This is a genomic window from Pseudarthrobacter sp. fls2-241-R2A-168, assembly GCF_030209335.1.
Lineage (GTDB): Bacteria > Actinomycetota > Actinomycetes > Actinomycetales > Micrococcaceae > Arthrobacter.
Window position 1 is genome coordinate 20540 of record NZ_JARVSG010000026.1, and the last position, 16176, is coordinate 36715.

Below are 16176 nucleotides of genomic sequence, written 5' to 3' on the forward strand. Positions count from 1 at the left end.
CCTGGCGGTCCTGCCTCCTAACTGTTGGCCCACCCACCCATCGTTTTTTATACCAAGCAGGGACAGCATGGCCACAATGATCGATGCGCCGCCGCCAACGGTTGCGCCGCCCAAATCCAAATCCGCGGGAGGTGGCCTCGGGAGATACATCCTGATCCGCTTCCTGCTCATCTTCCCGACGATTTTTATTCTCGTCACCCTGGTCTTCTTCTTGATGCGGATCACCGGCGATCCCATCACCGCAGCCCAGGGCGGGCGCCTGCCGCAGGAGCAGATTGACGCGCTGATTCACCAGGCCGGTTACGACCGGAACCTTTTTATCCAGTACATCGAGTACCTCGGCAACATCGCCACAGGCAACTTCGGCCGGACCATCTCAGATGGACGGCCAGTCATTGAGATGCTCACCACCTTCGGCGCCGCCACGCTGGAACTGAGCATCAACGCCCTGCTGGTGGCTTTGCTTGTGGGGATTCCCCTGGGAATGTTCGCCGCCCACAAACGCGACAAGGTCCCGGACGCATTCCTGCGTTTGTTCGCCATCCTTTGTTATGCCACCCCGGTCTTCTTCGCAGGCCTGCTGCTGAAGCTGGTTTTTTCCGTCGGCCTGGGCTGGTTCCCGGTTGCCGGCCGTGCCTCCACCACAACGGAGCTGGCGATGGGAAGGCTCGGAGCACCCACCGGCATCTACTGGCTGGACGCCCTGCGCAGCAGCGATCTGGCAGCTTTTGGCGACATCGTCCATCACGCCGTGCTGCCCGCCGTCGCCCTGGGCCTGCTGACAGCCGGCGTCTTCCTCCGCCTGGTCCGCACCAACGTGATCGGCACACTCGGCAAGGATTATGTTGAGGCGGGCCGTTCCCGTGGGGTCAGCGAATACCGGCTGGTAACGAAGCACGCCTACAAGCCGGCCCTGATTCCCATCATCACAGTCATGGGTCTGCAGATCGCCCTGATGCTCGGCGGCGCAGTGCTGACGGAGACAACTTTTGAGTGGAAGGGCCTCGGATACCAGCTGGCGCAGTACCTTACGGCGCGTGATTTCGTCGCCGTCCAGGGCATCGTTATGCTCCTGGCTGTCATTGTGGCGGTCACCAATTTTGTGGTGGACATTGCCGCGGCCCTGATCGATCCGCGGGTGAGGTACTGATGAGCATCGACGGCTTGCCCCATCCCAAGAAACCGATACTTGACCGTATTCCCGTTGCATCCCACATCCGCCAAAGTGTTGGCCTGCAGCGAACGATGCTGCTCATCGGCGTGGTGCTTTGTGCCGCTTTTGTGCTGACGGCCGTTTTTGCGCCGCTGCTGGCGCCCTTCGGATTCTCGCAGATTTCCGATGATGCCGGCTCTTTCCCGGCCCAGGCCGCACCCGGCGGCAAGCATCTCCTGGGAACAACAGTGGGCGGCTACGACGTCCTGTCCCGCGTTATCTGGGGATCGCAGACAGCAGCAGCAGTACTTGTCGCTGCCGTGTTGATGTCCATCTTCCTGGGAGTGTTTCTTGGACTCGTCAGCGGCTACGTCGGCGGCTGGCTGGACCGTGTCCTGGTGGTCATCGCCGACGCCATCTACGCTTTCCCCACCCTCCTTGTGGCGATCGTTATGTCCATTGCGATCAACAAGGGGCAGTCCGGATTCTGGGGCGGAATCCTCGCCTGCGGGTTAGCGATCACGGCAGTGTTCGTCCCGCAGTATTTCCGGGTGATCCGTGCCGAAACCATCCGGCTCAAGGCTGAACCGTTTGTTGAATCGGCCCAGGTGGTGGGTGCATCCAGTGCCAGGATCATCGGCCGGCACATTTTGGCCAATGCCACCAGGACCCTGCCCCTGATCTTCACCCTCAACGCCTCCGAGGCTATTCTCACCCTGGCGGGCCTGGGCTTCCTGGGCTTTGGCATCGAGCCGAGCTCTGCTGCCGAATGGGGATTCGACCTCAACAAGGCACTTGCCGATGCATCTTCGGGTATCTGGTGGACGGGCGTATTCCCGGGCCTGGCCATCGTGCTGACAGTGGTGGGACTGACCCTGGTGGGTGAGAGCATCAACGACCTGAACGATCCGCGGCTCCGGGGCCGAAAACGCGCCAGCGGCACCTCTTCGGTGACCGGAGCGAATGCCGCCCTCGCGGCAGAAGTGAGGAGTTCATGACCATCAACATCGATCCGTCCCCGGGCCATCAGGCCGGCGCCGGCCATCCCGTTCTCGACATCGACCACCTTAAAGTTACCTTCGCCACCGATGCCGGCGATGTCCAGGCAGTCAAGGACGTCAGCCTCGAAGTCAGGAAGGGCGAAGTGCTGGCGATCGTGGGGGAGTCGGGCTCCGGCAAAACGGTCACCGCCAAAACCATCCTGGGCCTGCTCCCCGAAACCGCCACCAGCTCTGGCACTGTGCTCATCAATGGGGCCAACGTGATCAGCGTCAGCGCGGCGCGCCTGCGCCAGATCCGCGGCCGTGACGTTGCCATGGTGTTCCAGGAACCGTCCACCGCACTGAACCCGGTGTTCACCGTGGGCTGGCAGATCGCCGAGGGCATCAGGGCCCATGCGGGCAGCGGCGGCGGAAAGCGGGTTTCGGCCAAGGAAGCAAAGGCCCGCGCCATCGACGCCCTGCGCAAGGTGGGTATCCCGGATCCCGAGCACCGGGTGAACTACTACCCCCACCAGTTCTCCGGTGGGCAGAAGCAGCGGGTGGTCATCGCGGCGGCACTGGCATTGAACCCTGGCCTGATCGTGGCTGATGAACCCACCACTGCCCTGGATGTCACGGTCCAGGCCGAGATCCTGGAGCTCCTGCGGGACCTGCGCGACAAGTACGGTACATCCATCGTGCTGATCACGCACAACATGGGAGTGGTGGCGGACCTGGCCGACCGTGTGGTGGTCATGTACCAGGGTGACGTGGTTGAGGAAGCTCCGGCCCGCACCCTGTTTGCCAAACCCCGGGAGGATTACACGCGGAAGCTCCTGGCGGCGGTGCCGCACCTGGGGCACAATTCGGCGTCGGAGGGACTGGCCACCCGGGCCCACCAGGATGAGGAAATCCTCGTGGAGGCCACCGACCTGACCATCGAATACCCGGGCCGGTTGGGAACACCGGCATTCAAGGCCGTGGATGGTGTCAGCTTCACCCTGTCCCGGGGCGAGGTTTTCGGGCTGGTGGGGGAATCCGGCTCCGGAAAAACCACCATCGGCCGGGCCATTGCCGGGCTGAACCGGACCACGGGCGGCAGCCTGAAAGTTCTCGGATACGAAATGCTCAACCTCCGGGAGCGGACCTTCAAACCGCTCCGCAAGGACATCGGCTTCGTGTTCCAGGACCCCGCCGCATCTTTCAACCCGCAACTGACTATCGGCGAATGCATCGCAGAACCAATGGTCATCCACACCAGGCCAAGCCCGGCGCAGGCGCGCAAACGCGTTGGCGAGCTGCTGGAATCAGTCCAGTTGCCGGCGTCGTACGCGGGACGGTATCCGCACGAACTCTCGGGCGGCCAGCGCCAGCGGGCGTCACTGGCGCGGGCGCTGAGCCTCAACCCGCGGCTGCTCATCGCTGATGAGCCGACGTCGGCCCTGGACGTTTCGGTGCAGGCGAAGGTTCTGGAGCTGTTCCGGGACATCCAGCAGGAGTTCGGCTTTGCCTGTCTGTTCATCAGCCACGACCTTGCGGTAGTGGACATTCTGTCCCAGTGGGTGGGTGTGCTGTACAAGGGCAGGCTGGTGGAACAGGGCATCGGCAGCCAGGTGATGGGGAACCCGCAGCACGACTACACGCGGCGGCTCATCGCATCCCTGCCGGTTCCCGACCCCCAGGAACAGGCGAAGCGGCGCGAAGAAAACAGGGCGCTGCTCGGCATCTGAGACCTCATCGGCTGAAAGTGCCGGTGCCGGCGCAATGCCGGCACCGGCACCACCCGGTTGATTGCTTCGGCTGCCCATAGACTTGAACCATGACGCAGCACAACCCTCACGTTCCTGACTCCGACGACTACGATCCCTCAGCCAGTTCGTTGGCCGGCCAGGTGGATAAGTCGGTGATGGCTGAACTGCTGTCCATCCGTTCCAGCATCGACAATATCGACGCCACGCTGGTCTACCTGCTGGCCGAGCGCTTCAAGGCAACCCAGAAGGTGGGTTTCCTGAAGGCTGCCCACCGGCTGCCCGCCGGTGATCCCGGCCGCGAGGCCGCGCAGATCGCCAGGCTGCGCAGGCTGGCCGAAGACGCGCACCTGGACCCCGCGTTTGCGGAAAAGTTCCTGAACTTCATCATCGGTGAGGTCATCCGGCATCACGAGGCGATCGCCGAAGACCACGAGGCCGCCTCCGGACAGCACCCGCAGGCATCAGCGCTCGCGTGAAAGGGCAACGGCACGAATCCGGCACGTTGACCGGAACGGATGCGGCACCGCCGCGGGAGGTGACGGCCACCGGGCTGGGCCCTTGGCCGGGCGAGGACCCGGTGGAAGCAGCCAGGATCATCCGCGGTGAACTGGGCAGCCCGCACCTTCCATTCCTCGCCGAACTCCCGGACCGGGGTGTCGGTTCAGATGCCCTGGGGCGGACGGCCACCCTGCTGGAAGAACTCGCCGTCGACGTCCAGCCCTACGGTTGGCGCCTCGTGGACCGGCCCGGCAAGGACTTCCGCCGCGCTGCTTCTGCCCTCGCTACCGATATCAACGTCCTCGCCGATGTGGCCGGTGCTGAGGACAAGGCGGCTGCCGAGATCAAAGTGCAGGTGGTAGGGCCGCTCAGCCTGGCGGCCGGACTTCACCTGCATAACGGCGAGCGCGCCCTCATCGACTATGGTGCCCGGCGTGATCTTGCCGCCTCACTTGCGGCCGGCGTTGGACAATACCTCTCCCGCGTGGCGGCGGCTGTTCCCGGTGCCCGGATGGTGGTCCAGATCGATGAGCCGGATATTGCGGCGGTACTGGCCGGCACCATCCCCACCTCCAGCGGCTACCGCACATTGCGGGCGGTTCCGTCCTCCGAGGCCCGGGAATCATGGCGCGTGGTGCTGGACTCGTTGCGGGATGCCGGCGCCGCGGAGGTGGTGATATCCGTGCCCGAGGTCGAGGCCCCGTTCGAACAGATTCTGGCCTCCGGAGCAGACGGCATCGCCGTTCCGCTAAGGGCACTGACGTCGCGCCAGTGGGAGCAGCTGGCCGGAGCGGCAGAAGCAGGCAAGCGTTTGTGGATCGGGGCATTGGACGTCTCGGGGAAGTCGCTGCCCCGGGTGGCTGACTGTGTTGATGCAGTGTGGCGCCCGTGGCGGCAGCTCGGTCTGTCCCCTGCGGGGATCAGCACCCTCCGCGTCACACCCTCGTCCGGACTTGCCAGCCGGAGTCCGGCCGACGCGACATCGGTCCTCGGCCGGCTGACCCAGGTGGCGGACGGTCTGAACCAGCGGGCGCAGGGCTAGGGCGTCAGACCCGGTTTTCCCACCGGTCCGGCTGTGCATAGCGCGGCAGGAAGCTTTGCGCTGAGCTTCCGCCCGTGTAGGGGCGAAGCCTGTAGTCGAAGCTGCCGGCGTAGACCAGGACCAGTCCGATCTGTGGCTGGATCACCTTGACCTGGATGCGGTGCTTGCCGCTGCTGCCTTCTGCCGGGTCCCACCACTGCTCCGCGTAGGCCTTGGCATCCAGTGCAGCGGGAAGGGGAATGCGCAGGGGGCCAAGAAACAGCCGCGAGGATTCCGACACACCCCGCAGCCGTCCCTCCGGCGTGACGCTCAGGTTCAGGTCGGTCACCAGGCGCCGGAGCCGGCCCACATAGTCAACCAGCTGGGGCGCGCCGGCCCGGCGGGTCACGCTGGTGGTGTCCTGGAAGATCCGCTTGCGCCCGGGAAACCGGATTTCCCGGCGGGCCGTCAGGCTGGAGCGGCCAAAGGGATCCTGATGGGCGTGGTTCTCGATCCTGAAGGGGATGCCCTCTCCGTACTCCGGAAAGAATGCTTCCTCACTGCCGGTGAGCCGAAGCAACGGGCGCAGCCAGTCCTGCCGGCAGCCCACCACATCGAAAATCCCTTCGCCCACGCCGTACCGGCCGGAGCCCGGCGCGAGCGCAAAGTACTCCTGGAGTTCGGGCTGCAGCCGGCCGTAGTCCGCACCGAGGGCCTGCTGGTAAATGGGAACGTTCATAGAGGGACCTCCTCGTGATGTGGCCGGACAGCGGCCTGCTGGATTTTCACAATCTACCTGCCGCCTTAAGCCTGATGTACATGTCGGCCAGCCGGGGCGGCAGCTCCAGCGGCTCTGCGTCCACCACCTCCACGCCGTGCTGGCGAAGCTCGGCCGTGACTGCTGCCCGCTGCAGGAGCGACCGTTCGGCGGCGGCCGCCCGGAAGACACCGGCGGCATTGTCACGCTCCTGCAGCATCAGGCCGAGCTGCGGGTCCCGCACCGCTGCCACCACCACCACATGCTGACGGGAGAGTTGCATCGCGGTGGGGATCAGGCCTTCTTCAGGTGCGCCGCCTTCCAGCGACGTCAGCAGCACCACCAGGCACCGGTGCGCTGACACGGCCCGGACCTGCGCCGGGATTGCCTGCCAGTCCAGCTCGATGAGCTCAGCCTCCAGCGGGGCCATGGCCTGGACCAGTTGGCCCAGGAGGTTCCCCTGCCCCGCTGATCCGGCCCGTGCCCGGGTCCGCCGGTCGAAGGCCAGGAAGTCCACGCGGTCTCCGCCCCGCTCGGCGAGGACACCCAGCAGGAGGGCTGCTTCCATGCCGGTGTCCAGCCGGGGCTCGTCGCCGATTCGGGCCGCCGACGTCCGGGAGGTATCCAGCACCATCACCACGCGGCGGTCGCGTTCAGGCCGCCAAGTGCGCACCACCACGGCAGACCGGCGGGCTGTTGCACGCCAGTCGATGGACCGCACATCATCGCCGTGCACATAATCGCGGAGGGAATCGAACTCCGTGCCCGCGCCCCTGATCTGCACGGCAGCCTTGCCGTCCAGTTCGCGCAACTTCCGCAGCTTGGAGGGCAGGTGCCGCCGTGAATGGAAGGGCGGCAGGACCCGCAACAGACCCGGGCATTCGATGGTCCGCTGGCGGGCTGCGAGCAGCAGCGGCCCGAAGCTGCGGACGGTGACATGTGGGGCTTTGAGGTCTCCGCGGCGTACGGGCCGCAGGCGTACCGTAACCCGTCGGCTCTCACCCGCCGGAACATCAATATCCTGCAATGGATTTTGGGCGCCTGCCGATGGCTGCCAGGCATCCCGGAGGCTCCCGCGCAGCCGGCGCCCGCCGTCGTTCGAGACAGTAAGTACCGAGTCTGCCGTCCCATGCAACGTCACATTGCCAGGGTCCCGGCGAACAATGCGGGTCCGGCGCGGCGAACCGGCCAGGACCAGGTCTACGGCGGCCAGGGCTAAAAGGCTGCCGGCCACTAGTAGAAACGTTCCCCAGCCGGGAAGCAGCAGGACCGGCACCAGTCCCACCAGCACCAGGAGGACAAAGCGTCCGGAGATGGCCATCAGCGGGGGACGGGAACGGAAGCCAGGATGCTGCCCAGCACGTCGTCCACGCGGACGCCGTCCATCTGCGCTTCCGGCTGCAGTGCCACCCGGTGGCGCAGGCAGGGCAAGGCCAGGGCCTTGACGTCATCCGGGGTGACGTAGCTCCGTCCGGAGAGCCAGGCCCAGGCGCGGGAGGTGTTCAGCAGCGCCGTGGCACCCCGGGGCGAAACACCAAGCTGGAACGAGGGCGCGGAACGGGTGGCCCGGACCAGGTCCACGATATAGCCGATGATTTCGGGTTCCACTGCCACGGTGGCCACCGCCTGCCGGGCCCGCTCCAGATCCGCGGCGCCCGCCACGGCACGGACGCCGGCGGCCGCCAGGTCGCGGGGATCAAAGCCCGCCGCATGCCGCCGGATGACCTCCATCTCGTCGCGGCGCTCCGGAAGCGGCATGGTGAGCTTGAGCAGGAACCGGTCCAGTTGGGCCTCGGGGAGCGGATAGGTTCCCTCGTATTCCACCGGATTTTGGGTGGCTGCCACCAGGAACGGTGCGGGCAACGGGCGGGCGGCACCGTCCACGGAGACCTGCCGCTCCTCCATGGCCTCGAGCAGTGACGCCTGCGTTTTAGGCGGCGTACGGTTGATTTCGTCGGCGAGCAGGAGGTTGGTGAACACGGGACCCTCGCGGAACGAGAACTCTGAGGTGTGCGAGTCGTAGACCAGGGACCCGGTGACGTCGCCGGGCATGAGATCGGGGGTGAACTGTACCCTCTTGGTGTCCAGGCTCAGGGCTGCGGACAATGCACGGACCAGCAGGGTCTTGGCCACGCCCGGCACACCCTCCAGCAGCACGTGCCCCTGTGACAGCAGGGCGATCAGCAGGCCCGTCACGGTGGCGTCCTGCCCCACCACGGCCTTTGCCACCTCATGGCGTACGTCTAGGAGGGCCTGCCGCGCTGGATCCTGCCCAGCCGAGGCATGTCCGGCTGAAGCATGCCGGGCTGAACCGTTTCCAGCAGAATCCTGCCCGGTGGAATCAAGGACCCGGGGCCCGATGCCTTGTTCGCTCATCGGCTACTGACCTCTTTCTCTAGGGTGTTCAGTTCCTGCGCCCAGGCCACAAGCCGTGCCTCGGTGCGCGGACGTTCATTCAGGAGCTGCTTGATGCCGGGGGAGGGCCGGGACAGGAACCGGGCCAGCGCCTCCGCGGCCTCATCAGCGGTGGCTTCCGGACCCAGGCGGAGTTTCCTGGCCAACCGCACCAGTGTGCCGGCGCGGAGGTTGTCCCTGGCCTGCTCGATGGCGCGTGCATCCTGGTAAAGCCGGGCCCTTCCTTCGGCTGTTTCCACTGCCTTGACCACCACGGGCAGCGGTTCGAATACCAGTGGTCCGTGCCGCCGGCCCCGCCACACGATGGCCGCCAGTGCCACCAGGGCAAGCCACAGCCCGATAAAGCGCGACCAGTCCGGAGCGAGTTCACTGAGTGTCTGCGGCGAACCCGTGGTGTCCAGATCCTCAAGGGACGGGAGATACCACACCAGGTCCGCGGAGTTGCCGAGCGTGCGGAGAGCCAGGGCGGCGTTGCCCAGTTCGTCGAGCTTCTCGTTGCTGAGGATAGCCGTACTGCCCAGGACGGTGACGCGGCCATCGCCGCTGACCGCCAGTAGCCCGGCGCTGGTGCCGGCGGGCCGGTAACAGGAGGTCCCGCCGTCGTACACGAAGCCCGATGCTCCGGTGACCTGGCCGGCCGCCCCGGCATCAGGGATTGAACAATCAGGCTCGAGTACCGGTGCCGATTCGGGCACAACACCGGCCTGCCTGATGCCGCTGTCCAGCGCGCCCAGCGTCTGGAGGCGGGGTGAAATCACTACCACAAGCCGGGCGGCGCCGGTCAGCTCAGAGAGCCGCTGGTCATCCAGGTACCCGTTCCTGTCGTAGAGCAGGAGGGTGGGGAAGTCGCTGTCCTCCAACGCCGCCATGGCCTCTTCGAAGCGGTCGACGTCGTTGACGTTCACGCCGTGCCGGCCGAGGATCTCGCTGACGGCACGCGCCCCCGACGGTCCCGGGTTATGGACGGAGAGGGAAACACCGTCCCCCTTTGGCGCAAGCTGCCCCCAGATCACCATGCCCAGTGCAGCAGCCACAACGGCTGCCAGGGCGGCCAGGCCGCGGTGCTGCCGGAGCCAGCGGAATGGGTTCCTGCGCACCGCGGACCGGGAATCCTGGCTGGTGCTTCGATCTACAGCGTGTTGTTGTCCGCCGACGTCCTGCAGCGCTTCGGTCATGGCAGCGCCGCCGTGTCCTGCGCTGCGTCGCGTGCGGGCCGGGCCGCCTCGAGATCTGTGTCCAGTCTTGCCATTGCCTCGTAATCAGGACTGCCCGGTGTCCAGTTTCCGTAGCGGACTGCGTCGAAGATCCTGGCGGCCTGGTCCAGGCGCGCGGCCTCCGCCGGGAAGGGCCGGGACAGGGCGAAGGCGGCTTCATCCGCGGTCCGGCCCGGCTGGGGTTCCAGCAGCACGCGGTCTTCCGCTGAGCGGACCACTGCACGGAAGCGGTCGACGACGGCGTCCCCCCAGTTTCCTGCCGCGGCCGCGGCGTCAGCGCGCTGCCGGTAGTCCGCGGCAGTGAGTGCGCTGTCCGGCTCGAAGACTTCCTTGGCCTGCCGGGCCTTGGGGTTCAGGCGGGGCCGGGCGAGGATCACTGCGGCGGGGATGACCGCGGCGATCACAATCCCAATAACGGGGCTGGGCACGGGTGCATCGGCTCCCGCCGGTCCGTCCAGGGACTGCAACCAGTCCAGGAAGCTGCGCCACAGCGAGTCGAGCCAGCCGGGCTCGGCTTCCCGGTATTCGGATTTGGCCAGTTCCTCCGCGGCCCAGCGGCGGGCTTCCTCCGCCGAGGGCAGGACAGGAGGTTCAGCGGACATCCGGCCAAACCCCGGACTGTCCGGTTCCGGGAACCGGTCCCGGCCTGATGGCATGGATTCCGCGGCCCGGTATGCCGTCCGGATCTGCTCCGGTTTCCAGCTGCCGGAGCAGCGCGATGTCCAGGCCGTCCTTGCGCATCCGCAGATCCATGTAGAGCAAGGCCATCACCGACGTCTGGAAGGCATACCCCACAGCCCCCACCAGGGCGCCCACGACGGCGGTGGCCACCCCTACGGCGACTGCAACAGTAATCTCCTGCTCGCTGCCGGCATGCGGGGACAGGAAACCGGAGAGCATCGAGGGCAGCAGGCTCACCGGGATCATGACCACCTGCCCGATGACGCCCACCATGATGCCCACCACCAGGGTGATACCCAGAATCCGCCACCAGTTGGCGCGGGTCAGCGACCACGAACGCCGCAGGGCGTCCAGCGCGCCCAGCTCTTCGATGACGACGGCGGCGGGCGCCACCATCAGCTTGATATAGATCCACAGAAGCAAGGCAAAAACAGCAGGGATCATGGGAATGAGGAGGAAAATCCCGGCCCGTTCCCCGCTGGCGATCACCGCCACCATTAGGGCTGCGGGCAGCAGCAGCGCCAGCATGCCGGCGAGCATCATCAGTGCCGCGAGGCGGATCAGCGCCCAGGCCCGCGAACGTGCCAGGACCCACATTTGCCGGAACCCAGTGGGGCGGTTAAGGATGGACCGTGCCACCGGCACCACCATGGCCCCCTGGAGGACAGCCGAGATAAACATGGTCAGGACAGACACCAGCAGGACGGCGGCCAGGAACCCCAGGCCCAACGAGGCGAAGTCGGCGGGGCTGGCGCTCTCCGCCCATGCTTCGATGGACACCATGGACGTTGCGGTGACGGCAGTAATCACCGCGGCAAGGATCGCAGCGAACGACTGGGCAATGAGGGAAGCGCCGAGCATGGCCTTGGCGTTCCGTCTGATCGTCTGGAATGAGCCATCCAGGATCTCACCGAACATCAGGGGGCGGAGCGGGACGATCCCCGGTTTGGGCGGCGCCACGTAGCGGGGCTGGCCGTAGGGGTTGGCGGGAGGCTGGCTGAAAGCAGATTGGCCGTAAGGGGCCTGGCCATAAGCAGGCTGGCCGTAGGCGGAGCCAGGGTATGGCGGCCGGGGCGAACCCCAGTGCTGCTGCCCCTGCGGCTGTCCCCAGGCCGGCGGCGCGCCCCAGCCCGGTTGCTGGCCCCACTGGGGCTGCTGACCCTGTTCGGGCGGCTGCCCCCATGCGGGCTGCTGCCCGCCGGAGCCCTGCGGCCGCTCCGCGCCCGGATCCTGTTCTGACACCCGTGTTCCTTCCCCCTGCAGCAGTGCCTGAAGCGCCAGGCCCGGTCCGCGACAGAACGGTGGGCACCGGGAACCTCCGGCAATGCTCCCAGCCTATAGTTCCGTGGGCACGGCTACCTAGCATTCCGCCATGCCGCAACGCCCTGAACAGGACAAAGCCTGTCTGATAAGGGAATATATAACTATGAAGGCACGCATTCTGGTGGTAGACGACGACGAAGCACTGGCCGAGATGATTGGAATTGTTCTTCGCAATGACGGCTTCGAACCAGTCTTCTGCGCTGACGGGGCCAAAGCACTCGACGTTTTCCGTTCATCCAGGCCTGACCTTGTCCTTCTGGACCTGATGCTTCCCGGCGTCGACGGTATCGAGGTCTGCCGGCAGATCCGCTCGGAGTCGGACGTGCCCATCGTGATGCTGACCGCCAAATCGGACACCTCCGACGTCGTCCGCGGGCTTGAATCAGGCGCCGACGACTACGTGCCCAAGCCCTTCAAACCGGCCGAGCTCGTGGCGCGCGTCCGCGCCCGGCTGCGTCCAGGTGACCAGAAGGCCCCGGAAACCCTCAAAATCGCCGACATCACCATCGACGTCGCAGGTCACACCGTCAGCCGGGGCAATGAGCGGATTTCCCTGACGCCCCTGGAGTTCGACCTCCTGGTGGCCCTCGCCCGCAAACCGTGGCAGGTGTTCACCCGCGAGCTGCTGCTTGAGCAGGTCTGGGGCTACCGCCACGCCGCCGACACGCGGCTGGTCAATGTCCATGTCCAGCGCCTCCGGTCCAAAATCGAGCAGGATCCGGAAGCTCCGGAAGTTGTGTTAACGGTGCGTGGTGTCGGCTACAAAGCAGGGGCCTGACCCCGCAGTTCCCCCCGGGGGACCTGCACACGAACCCGCCACGGAAAGTTTTCCCGAACAGCCTGGCGGGCACCACCGGCCTGAGCACCACAACGCTCCGGAACACACCGATGCCCGCACCGCAGGCTTCCAGCGTCTGTCCTTCCTGGCCAGGATCTGGCAACGCCGTGCCCTGATTGTCAGCCTGCGCGTCGCGCGGCTGGTGCGGACCGGATTCCGGAAGTTCCTCCCGGCCCTGCGGTATATGGGGCGCGCACTGCACCGGCGCTGGCGCCGGTCGCTGCAGTTCCGCACGGTCCTGACCACCCTGCTCCTGGCCATCACGTCCTTTGCCGTGGTGGGCGCTTATCTTTCGAACCAGATCGCCAACAACCTCTTCCAGGAGCGGCTGACCCAGGCGGAGTCCGAGACGCGTTACAACGTCAAGCAGGTGCAGGACACGTTCGACGGCGCCCAGGTCACCGACCAGTCCAGCGTGATCACCCTGGTGTACGACACACTGAACGCCGTGGAGGGCCGGGGCTCGGTGATCCAGCGGAGGTACGTGTTTGAGGCCATGCCTGAACAGACCAAGCCGCGGAACCGCTGGGTGGAATCACGGGCATCGGACCAGCTGACCGTCAGCGTCATCCCGCCGGAACTGCGCAAGGCCGTCCAGGAATCCGGGAAAGACCAGTACTGGGCCTCAACCGTTATCCCGGTAGGCACCGAGGACCGCCCCGGCATCGCCGTGGGAAACAAGGTGACCTTTAATGGCACCGTTTACGAGCTGTACCTGATCTACGACCTCAACACCGCCCAGCAGACCCTGAACGAAATCCAGAGCGTACTATGGGCCGGCGGGGCGGTGCTGGTCCTGATGATCGGCGCCATCGCCTGGTATGTGACACGCAATGTGGTCAGCCCGGTCAGCCATGCCGCGATGGTCTCCGAAAAACTCGCCGCCGGCCAGCTGCAGGAACGGATGGTGGTCCGGGGCGAGGACGAGGTGGCACGCCTTGGTGCCTCCTTCAACCACATGGCTGCCAGCCTCCAGGAACAGATCACCCAGCTGGCTACCCTGTCCCAGATGCAGCAGCGCTTCGTCTCCGACGTTTCGCATGAACTGAGGACACCGTTGACCACTGTCCGGATGGCCGCGGAAGTGCTCTACGACGCACGGGACGATTTCGACCCCATCAACAAGCGCTCGGCGGAACTCCTGTACAACCAGGTGGAGCGGTTCCAGTCCCTCCTTTCGGACCTGCTGGAAATTTCCCGCTTCGACGCCGGCGTGGCCATGCTCGATGCCGAGCCGGAAGACATCCTGCAGGTGGTGGCCCACGTGATTGAAGGTGCAACCCCCGTCGCGGCCGAATATGGCTCCAAGATCATCCTCAGCGCCCCGGCAGGCGCCATCATCGTCGAAATGGACGCCCGCCGGATCGACCGCATCCTGCGAAACCTCATACTCAACGCCGTGGAACACGGAGAAGGGAAGCCGGTGACGGTCTCAGTGGGAGCCAGCCAGACCGCCGTCGGCATTGCCGTCCGCGACCACGGGATCGGCATGGCGCCCGCGGAAGCCGCGCGTGTCTTTGACAGGTTCTGGCGCGCAGACCCTGCCCGTGCCCGCACCACCGGCGGCAGCGGCCTCGGGCTTTCCATCGCGATGGAGGACACCAAGCTCCATAACGGGTGGCTGCAGGCATGGGGCAAGAAGGGGAGCGGTGCGAACTTCAGGCTGACACTGCCGCTGCGCCAGGGGGAAGAAATCGACAAGTCGCCCGTGCAGCTGGAACCGGAGGACATCACCATCCCTGGCGAAACAGACAACAGGAACATGCTGGTCCTTGAGGCCGGCACCCCGCTTGCTCCGGCGGCCTCAAAGGACACTCCATGACGGGCCGTACCCCGCCCAGGGCCAGGCTGGCTGCTTCGCTGCTGGTGGTCCTGCTGGCACTGTTGGCCGGTTGCGCGCGGATTCCCACGTCCGGCCCGGTGGGCAAAAGCAGCGAGGGCAGCGCCGGGAACCTTAGCGCACCGGTGTTCCTGCCGGCAGCGCCGCAACCCGGCGCGTCACCGGAGACCATCATTGACTACTTTTACCGTGCCGGCAGCGGCTACGAGGACGACTACGCCGTCGCGCGCCAGTATCTGACCCAGGCTTCCTCCGTCTCGTGGAAGCCGGACCAGCGCGCCCTCGTTTACCGGGAAGCGAAGGTAGTGCCGGGTGAGGCGGAAAACGTCTACAACTACGAGCTGGATGTCGCTTACACCGTGGATTCCGATGGGATAGCAACGCAGTCACCGGAAGGAACCATCGAAAAAATCCCCGTCACCGTCACCCAGGTGGACGGGCAGTGGCGGATTTCGGCACTGCCGGACGGGACAGCCATCGCCGAAGAAACCTTTAAAGTGATCTACGGCGCGTATCCCATCTACTTCTATGACCCCACGTTCACGTATGCGGTACCGGACGTGCGCTGGTTTATCAAGAACAAGACCGTCAAAGCGATGACCAGTGCGCTGCTCGCGGGGCCGGCGCCGTACCTGCGGGGCGCCGTGGCCAGCGCGTTCCCCTCAGGGATCAAGCTGGCCCGGGAGTCAGTACCCGTTGTCTCCGGTGCAGCCCAGGTGGACCTGACGGCCAAGGAACTGACGGAAACCTCGCCCGAGGACCGGCTGCGGATGCAGATGCAACTGACATTGACCTTCCGCAGCCAGCCGGACGTAGTCAACGTTGAGCTCCGCGCAAACCAGGACCTGGTCCGCGTGGAGGACAACGGCTCGGTCCTGCCGCCGGTAGTGGATAAGAGTGTGCCGTCACGCCAGATTGCGGTCAGCGGTAACGAGCTGGTCCGCTACGAAAACAACAGAATATCGCCGCTGCCGGATATCCAGCCGGTGTCCTCCCTTACTCCGCGGTTCCCCGCCGAGTCGCCCGCATCGCAGATGGCGGCCTTCCTCAACGAGAGCCGCACCACCCTGTACAGCATCAGTCCCGGCCAGCCTGCAAGGGCGCTGACCACGCGAAGCACACTGACCCGGCCCTCCTTCGGGCTGAACGACTGGCTGTGGTCGGCAGGACCGGGCGCCTCGGGGGAAACGGAAATTGTGGTGTTCCGGCCTACAGGAGTGGCTGAGGGCGCCAGCGTGCCCTCAGTCACGCTGACGCCGGCCTGGCTGGCAGGACGGACGGTCAAGGACGTCCGGATTTCGCGCGAGGGGGTCCGGGCGCTGGTGATTTCCGAACAGAACGGCAAGACCCGGGTGCAGGTTGCCGGCATCATCCGGGGCGGTGACGGGGCGCCCCGGGAGCTGACGCCACCTGTTACTTTGGCCACCGAAAGCCGGCCGGACCAGGGCGTCTGGGTCACCGATACCACCGTTGCCGTGATGAAGGGGGCTGCCGGCTCGAACGTTACGCCGGAACTGCTCTCGCTGACGTCGGGGCTGCCGCAGCAGCTGGCCCCATGGCCGGGGCTGGTGGCCCTCGGCGCCGGAAACGGCCCGGAGGAAATCTACGCCCAGTCCGCAGAGGGCGTTTTCCAGCGGCTGGGCAACGGCTGGTCGCCGCAGATCAAGGGCCCGGTGGATCCGGCGTTCCCCGGCTGATCCCCGGG

At 66.0% G+C, this 16176-nt stretch carries 14 protein-coding genes; 8 read left to right on the plus strand and 6 right to left on the minus strand.

Features of this window, described 5'->3' with window-relative positions; translation table 11 throughout:
* Positions 1–67: 67 nt before the first annotated feature.
* The 5 genes from QRN11_RS14625 to QRN11_RS14645 all read left to right on the plus strand — a co-directional run bounded on the left by QRN11_RS14625 (position 68) and on the right by QRN11_RS14645 (position 5424).
* On the plus strand, positions 68–1150 hold the full coding sequence (locus QRN11_RS14625) for an ABC transporter permease (protein ID WP_091415501.1): 1083 nt from the start codon (positions 68–70) through the stop codon (positions 1148–1150).
* A complete protein-coding gene (locus QRN11_RS14630) occupies positions 1150–2151 on the plus strand; it encodes an ABC transporter permease (protein ID WP_091415504.1) in 1002 nt (333 codons plus the stop codon). The genes QRN11_RS14625 and QRN11_RS14630 overlap by 1 nt, the downstream gene beginning before the upstream one ends.
* Positions 2148–3863 (plus strand): ABC transporter ATP-binding protein, encoded by a 1716-nt coding sequence (locus tag QRN11_RS14635; protein WP_285313340.1) that lies wholly within the window; start codon positions 2148–2150, stop codon positions 3861–3863. The genes QRN11_RS14630 and QRN11_RS14635 overlap by 4 nt, the downstream gene beginning before the upstream one ends.
* 89 nt (positions 3864–3952) lie before the next feature.
* Entirely contained in the window at positions 3953–4360 is a 408-nt protein-coding gene (locus tag QRN11_RS14640; RefSeq protein ID WP_285313341.1) for a chorismate mutase, read from the plus strand.
* A gap of 59 nt (positions 4361–4419) precedes the next feature.
* Positions 4420–5424, plus strand: coding sequence for a uroporphyrinogen decarboxylase/cobalamine-independent methonine synthase family protein (locus QRN11_RS14645; protein WP_502935038.1), 1005 nt, complete (start codon positions 4420–4422; stop codon positions 5422–5424).
* Positions 5425–5428: 4 nt separating this feature from the next.
* Here the strand turns inward: QRN11_RS14645 and QRN11_RS14650 are convergent, their stop codons facing one another.
* The 6 genes from QRN11_RS14650 to QRN11_RS14675 are packed head-to-tail and all read right to left on the minus strand — an operon-like array spanning position 5429 to position 11712.
* Positions 5429–6142, minus strand: coding sequence for a DUF4166 domain-containing protein (locus QRN11_RS14650; RefSeq protein WP_285313342.1), 714 nt, complete (start codon positions 6140–6142; stop codon positions 5429–5431).
* 46 nt (positions 6143–6188) lie between these two features.
* A complete protein-coding gene (locus tag QRN11_RS14655; protein WP_285313343.1) occupies positions 6189–7481 on the minus strand; it encodes a DUF58 domain-containing protein in 1293 nt (430 codons plus the stop codon).
* Entirely contained in the window at positions 7481–8536 is a 1056-nt protein-coding gene (locus tag QRN11_RS14660) for an AAA family ATPase (RefSeq protein WP_285313344.1), read from the minus strand. Before QRN11_RS14660 ends, QRN11_RS14655 begins: the two co-directional genes overlap by 1 nt.
* Positions 8533–9750, minus strand: a complete 1218-nt coding sequence (locus tag QRN11_RS14665; protein ID WP_285313345.1) for a DUF4350 domain-containing protein — start codon at positions 9748–9750, stop codon at positions 8533–8535. The genes QRN11_RS14660 and QRN11_RS14665 overlap by 4 nt, the downstream gene beginning before the upstream one ends.
* Entirely contained in the window at positions 9747–10391 is a 645-nt protein-coding gene (locus QRN11_RS14670) for a DUF4129 domain-containing protein (protein WP_285313346.1), read from the minus strand. The genes QRN11_RS14665 and QRN11_RS14670 overlap by 4 nt, the downstream gene beginning before the upstream one ends.
* Positions 10381–11712, minus strand: a complete 1332-nt coding sequence (locus tag QRN11_RS14675; RefSeq protein ID WP_285313347.1) for a DUF7847 domain-containing protein — start codon at positions 11710–11712, stop codon at positions 10381–10383. Before QRN11_RS14675 ends, QRN11_RS14670 begins: the two co-directional genes overlap by 11 nt.
* Positions 11713–11896: 184 nt before the next feature.
* Here QRN11_RS14675 and mtrA point away from each other — a divergent pair, with 184 nt between their 5' ends.
* The 3 genes from mtrA (at position 11897) to QRN11_RS14690 (ending at position 16168) form a co-directional block, all read left to right on the plus strand.
* Positions 11897–12571, plus strand: a complete 675-nt coding sequence (gene mtrA, locus QRN11_RS14680) for an MtrAB system response regulator MtrA (protein ID WP_091415523.1) — start codon at positions 11897–11899, stop codon at positions 12569–12571.
* Between the two features lie 244 nt (positions 12572–12815).
* Entirely contained in the window at positions 12816–14453 is a 1638-nt protein-coding gene (mtrB, locus tag QRN11_RS14685; RefSeq protein WP_370455805.1) for an MtrAB system histidine kinase MtrB, read from the plus strand.
* A complete protein-coding gene (locus QRN11_RS14690; protein ID WP_285313349.1) occupies positions 14450–16168 on the plus strand; it encodes an LpqB family beta-propeller domain-containing protein in 1719 nt (572 codons plus the stop codon). The genes mtrB and QRN11_RS14690 overlap by 4 nt, the downstream gene beginning before the upstream one ends.
* Positions 16169–16176: the final 8 nt, after the last annotated feature.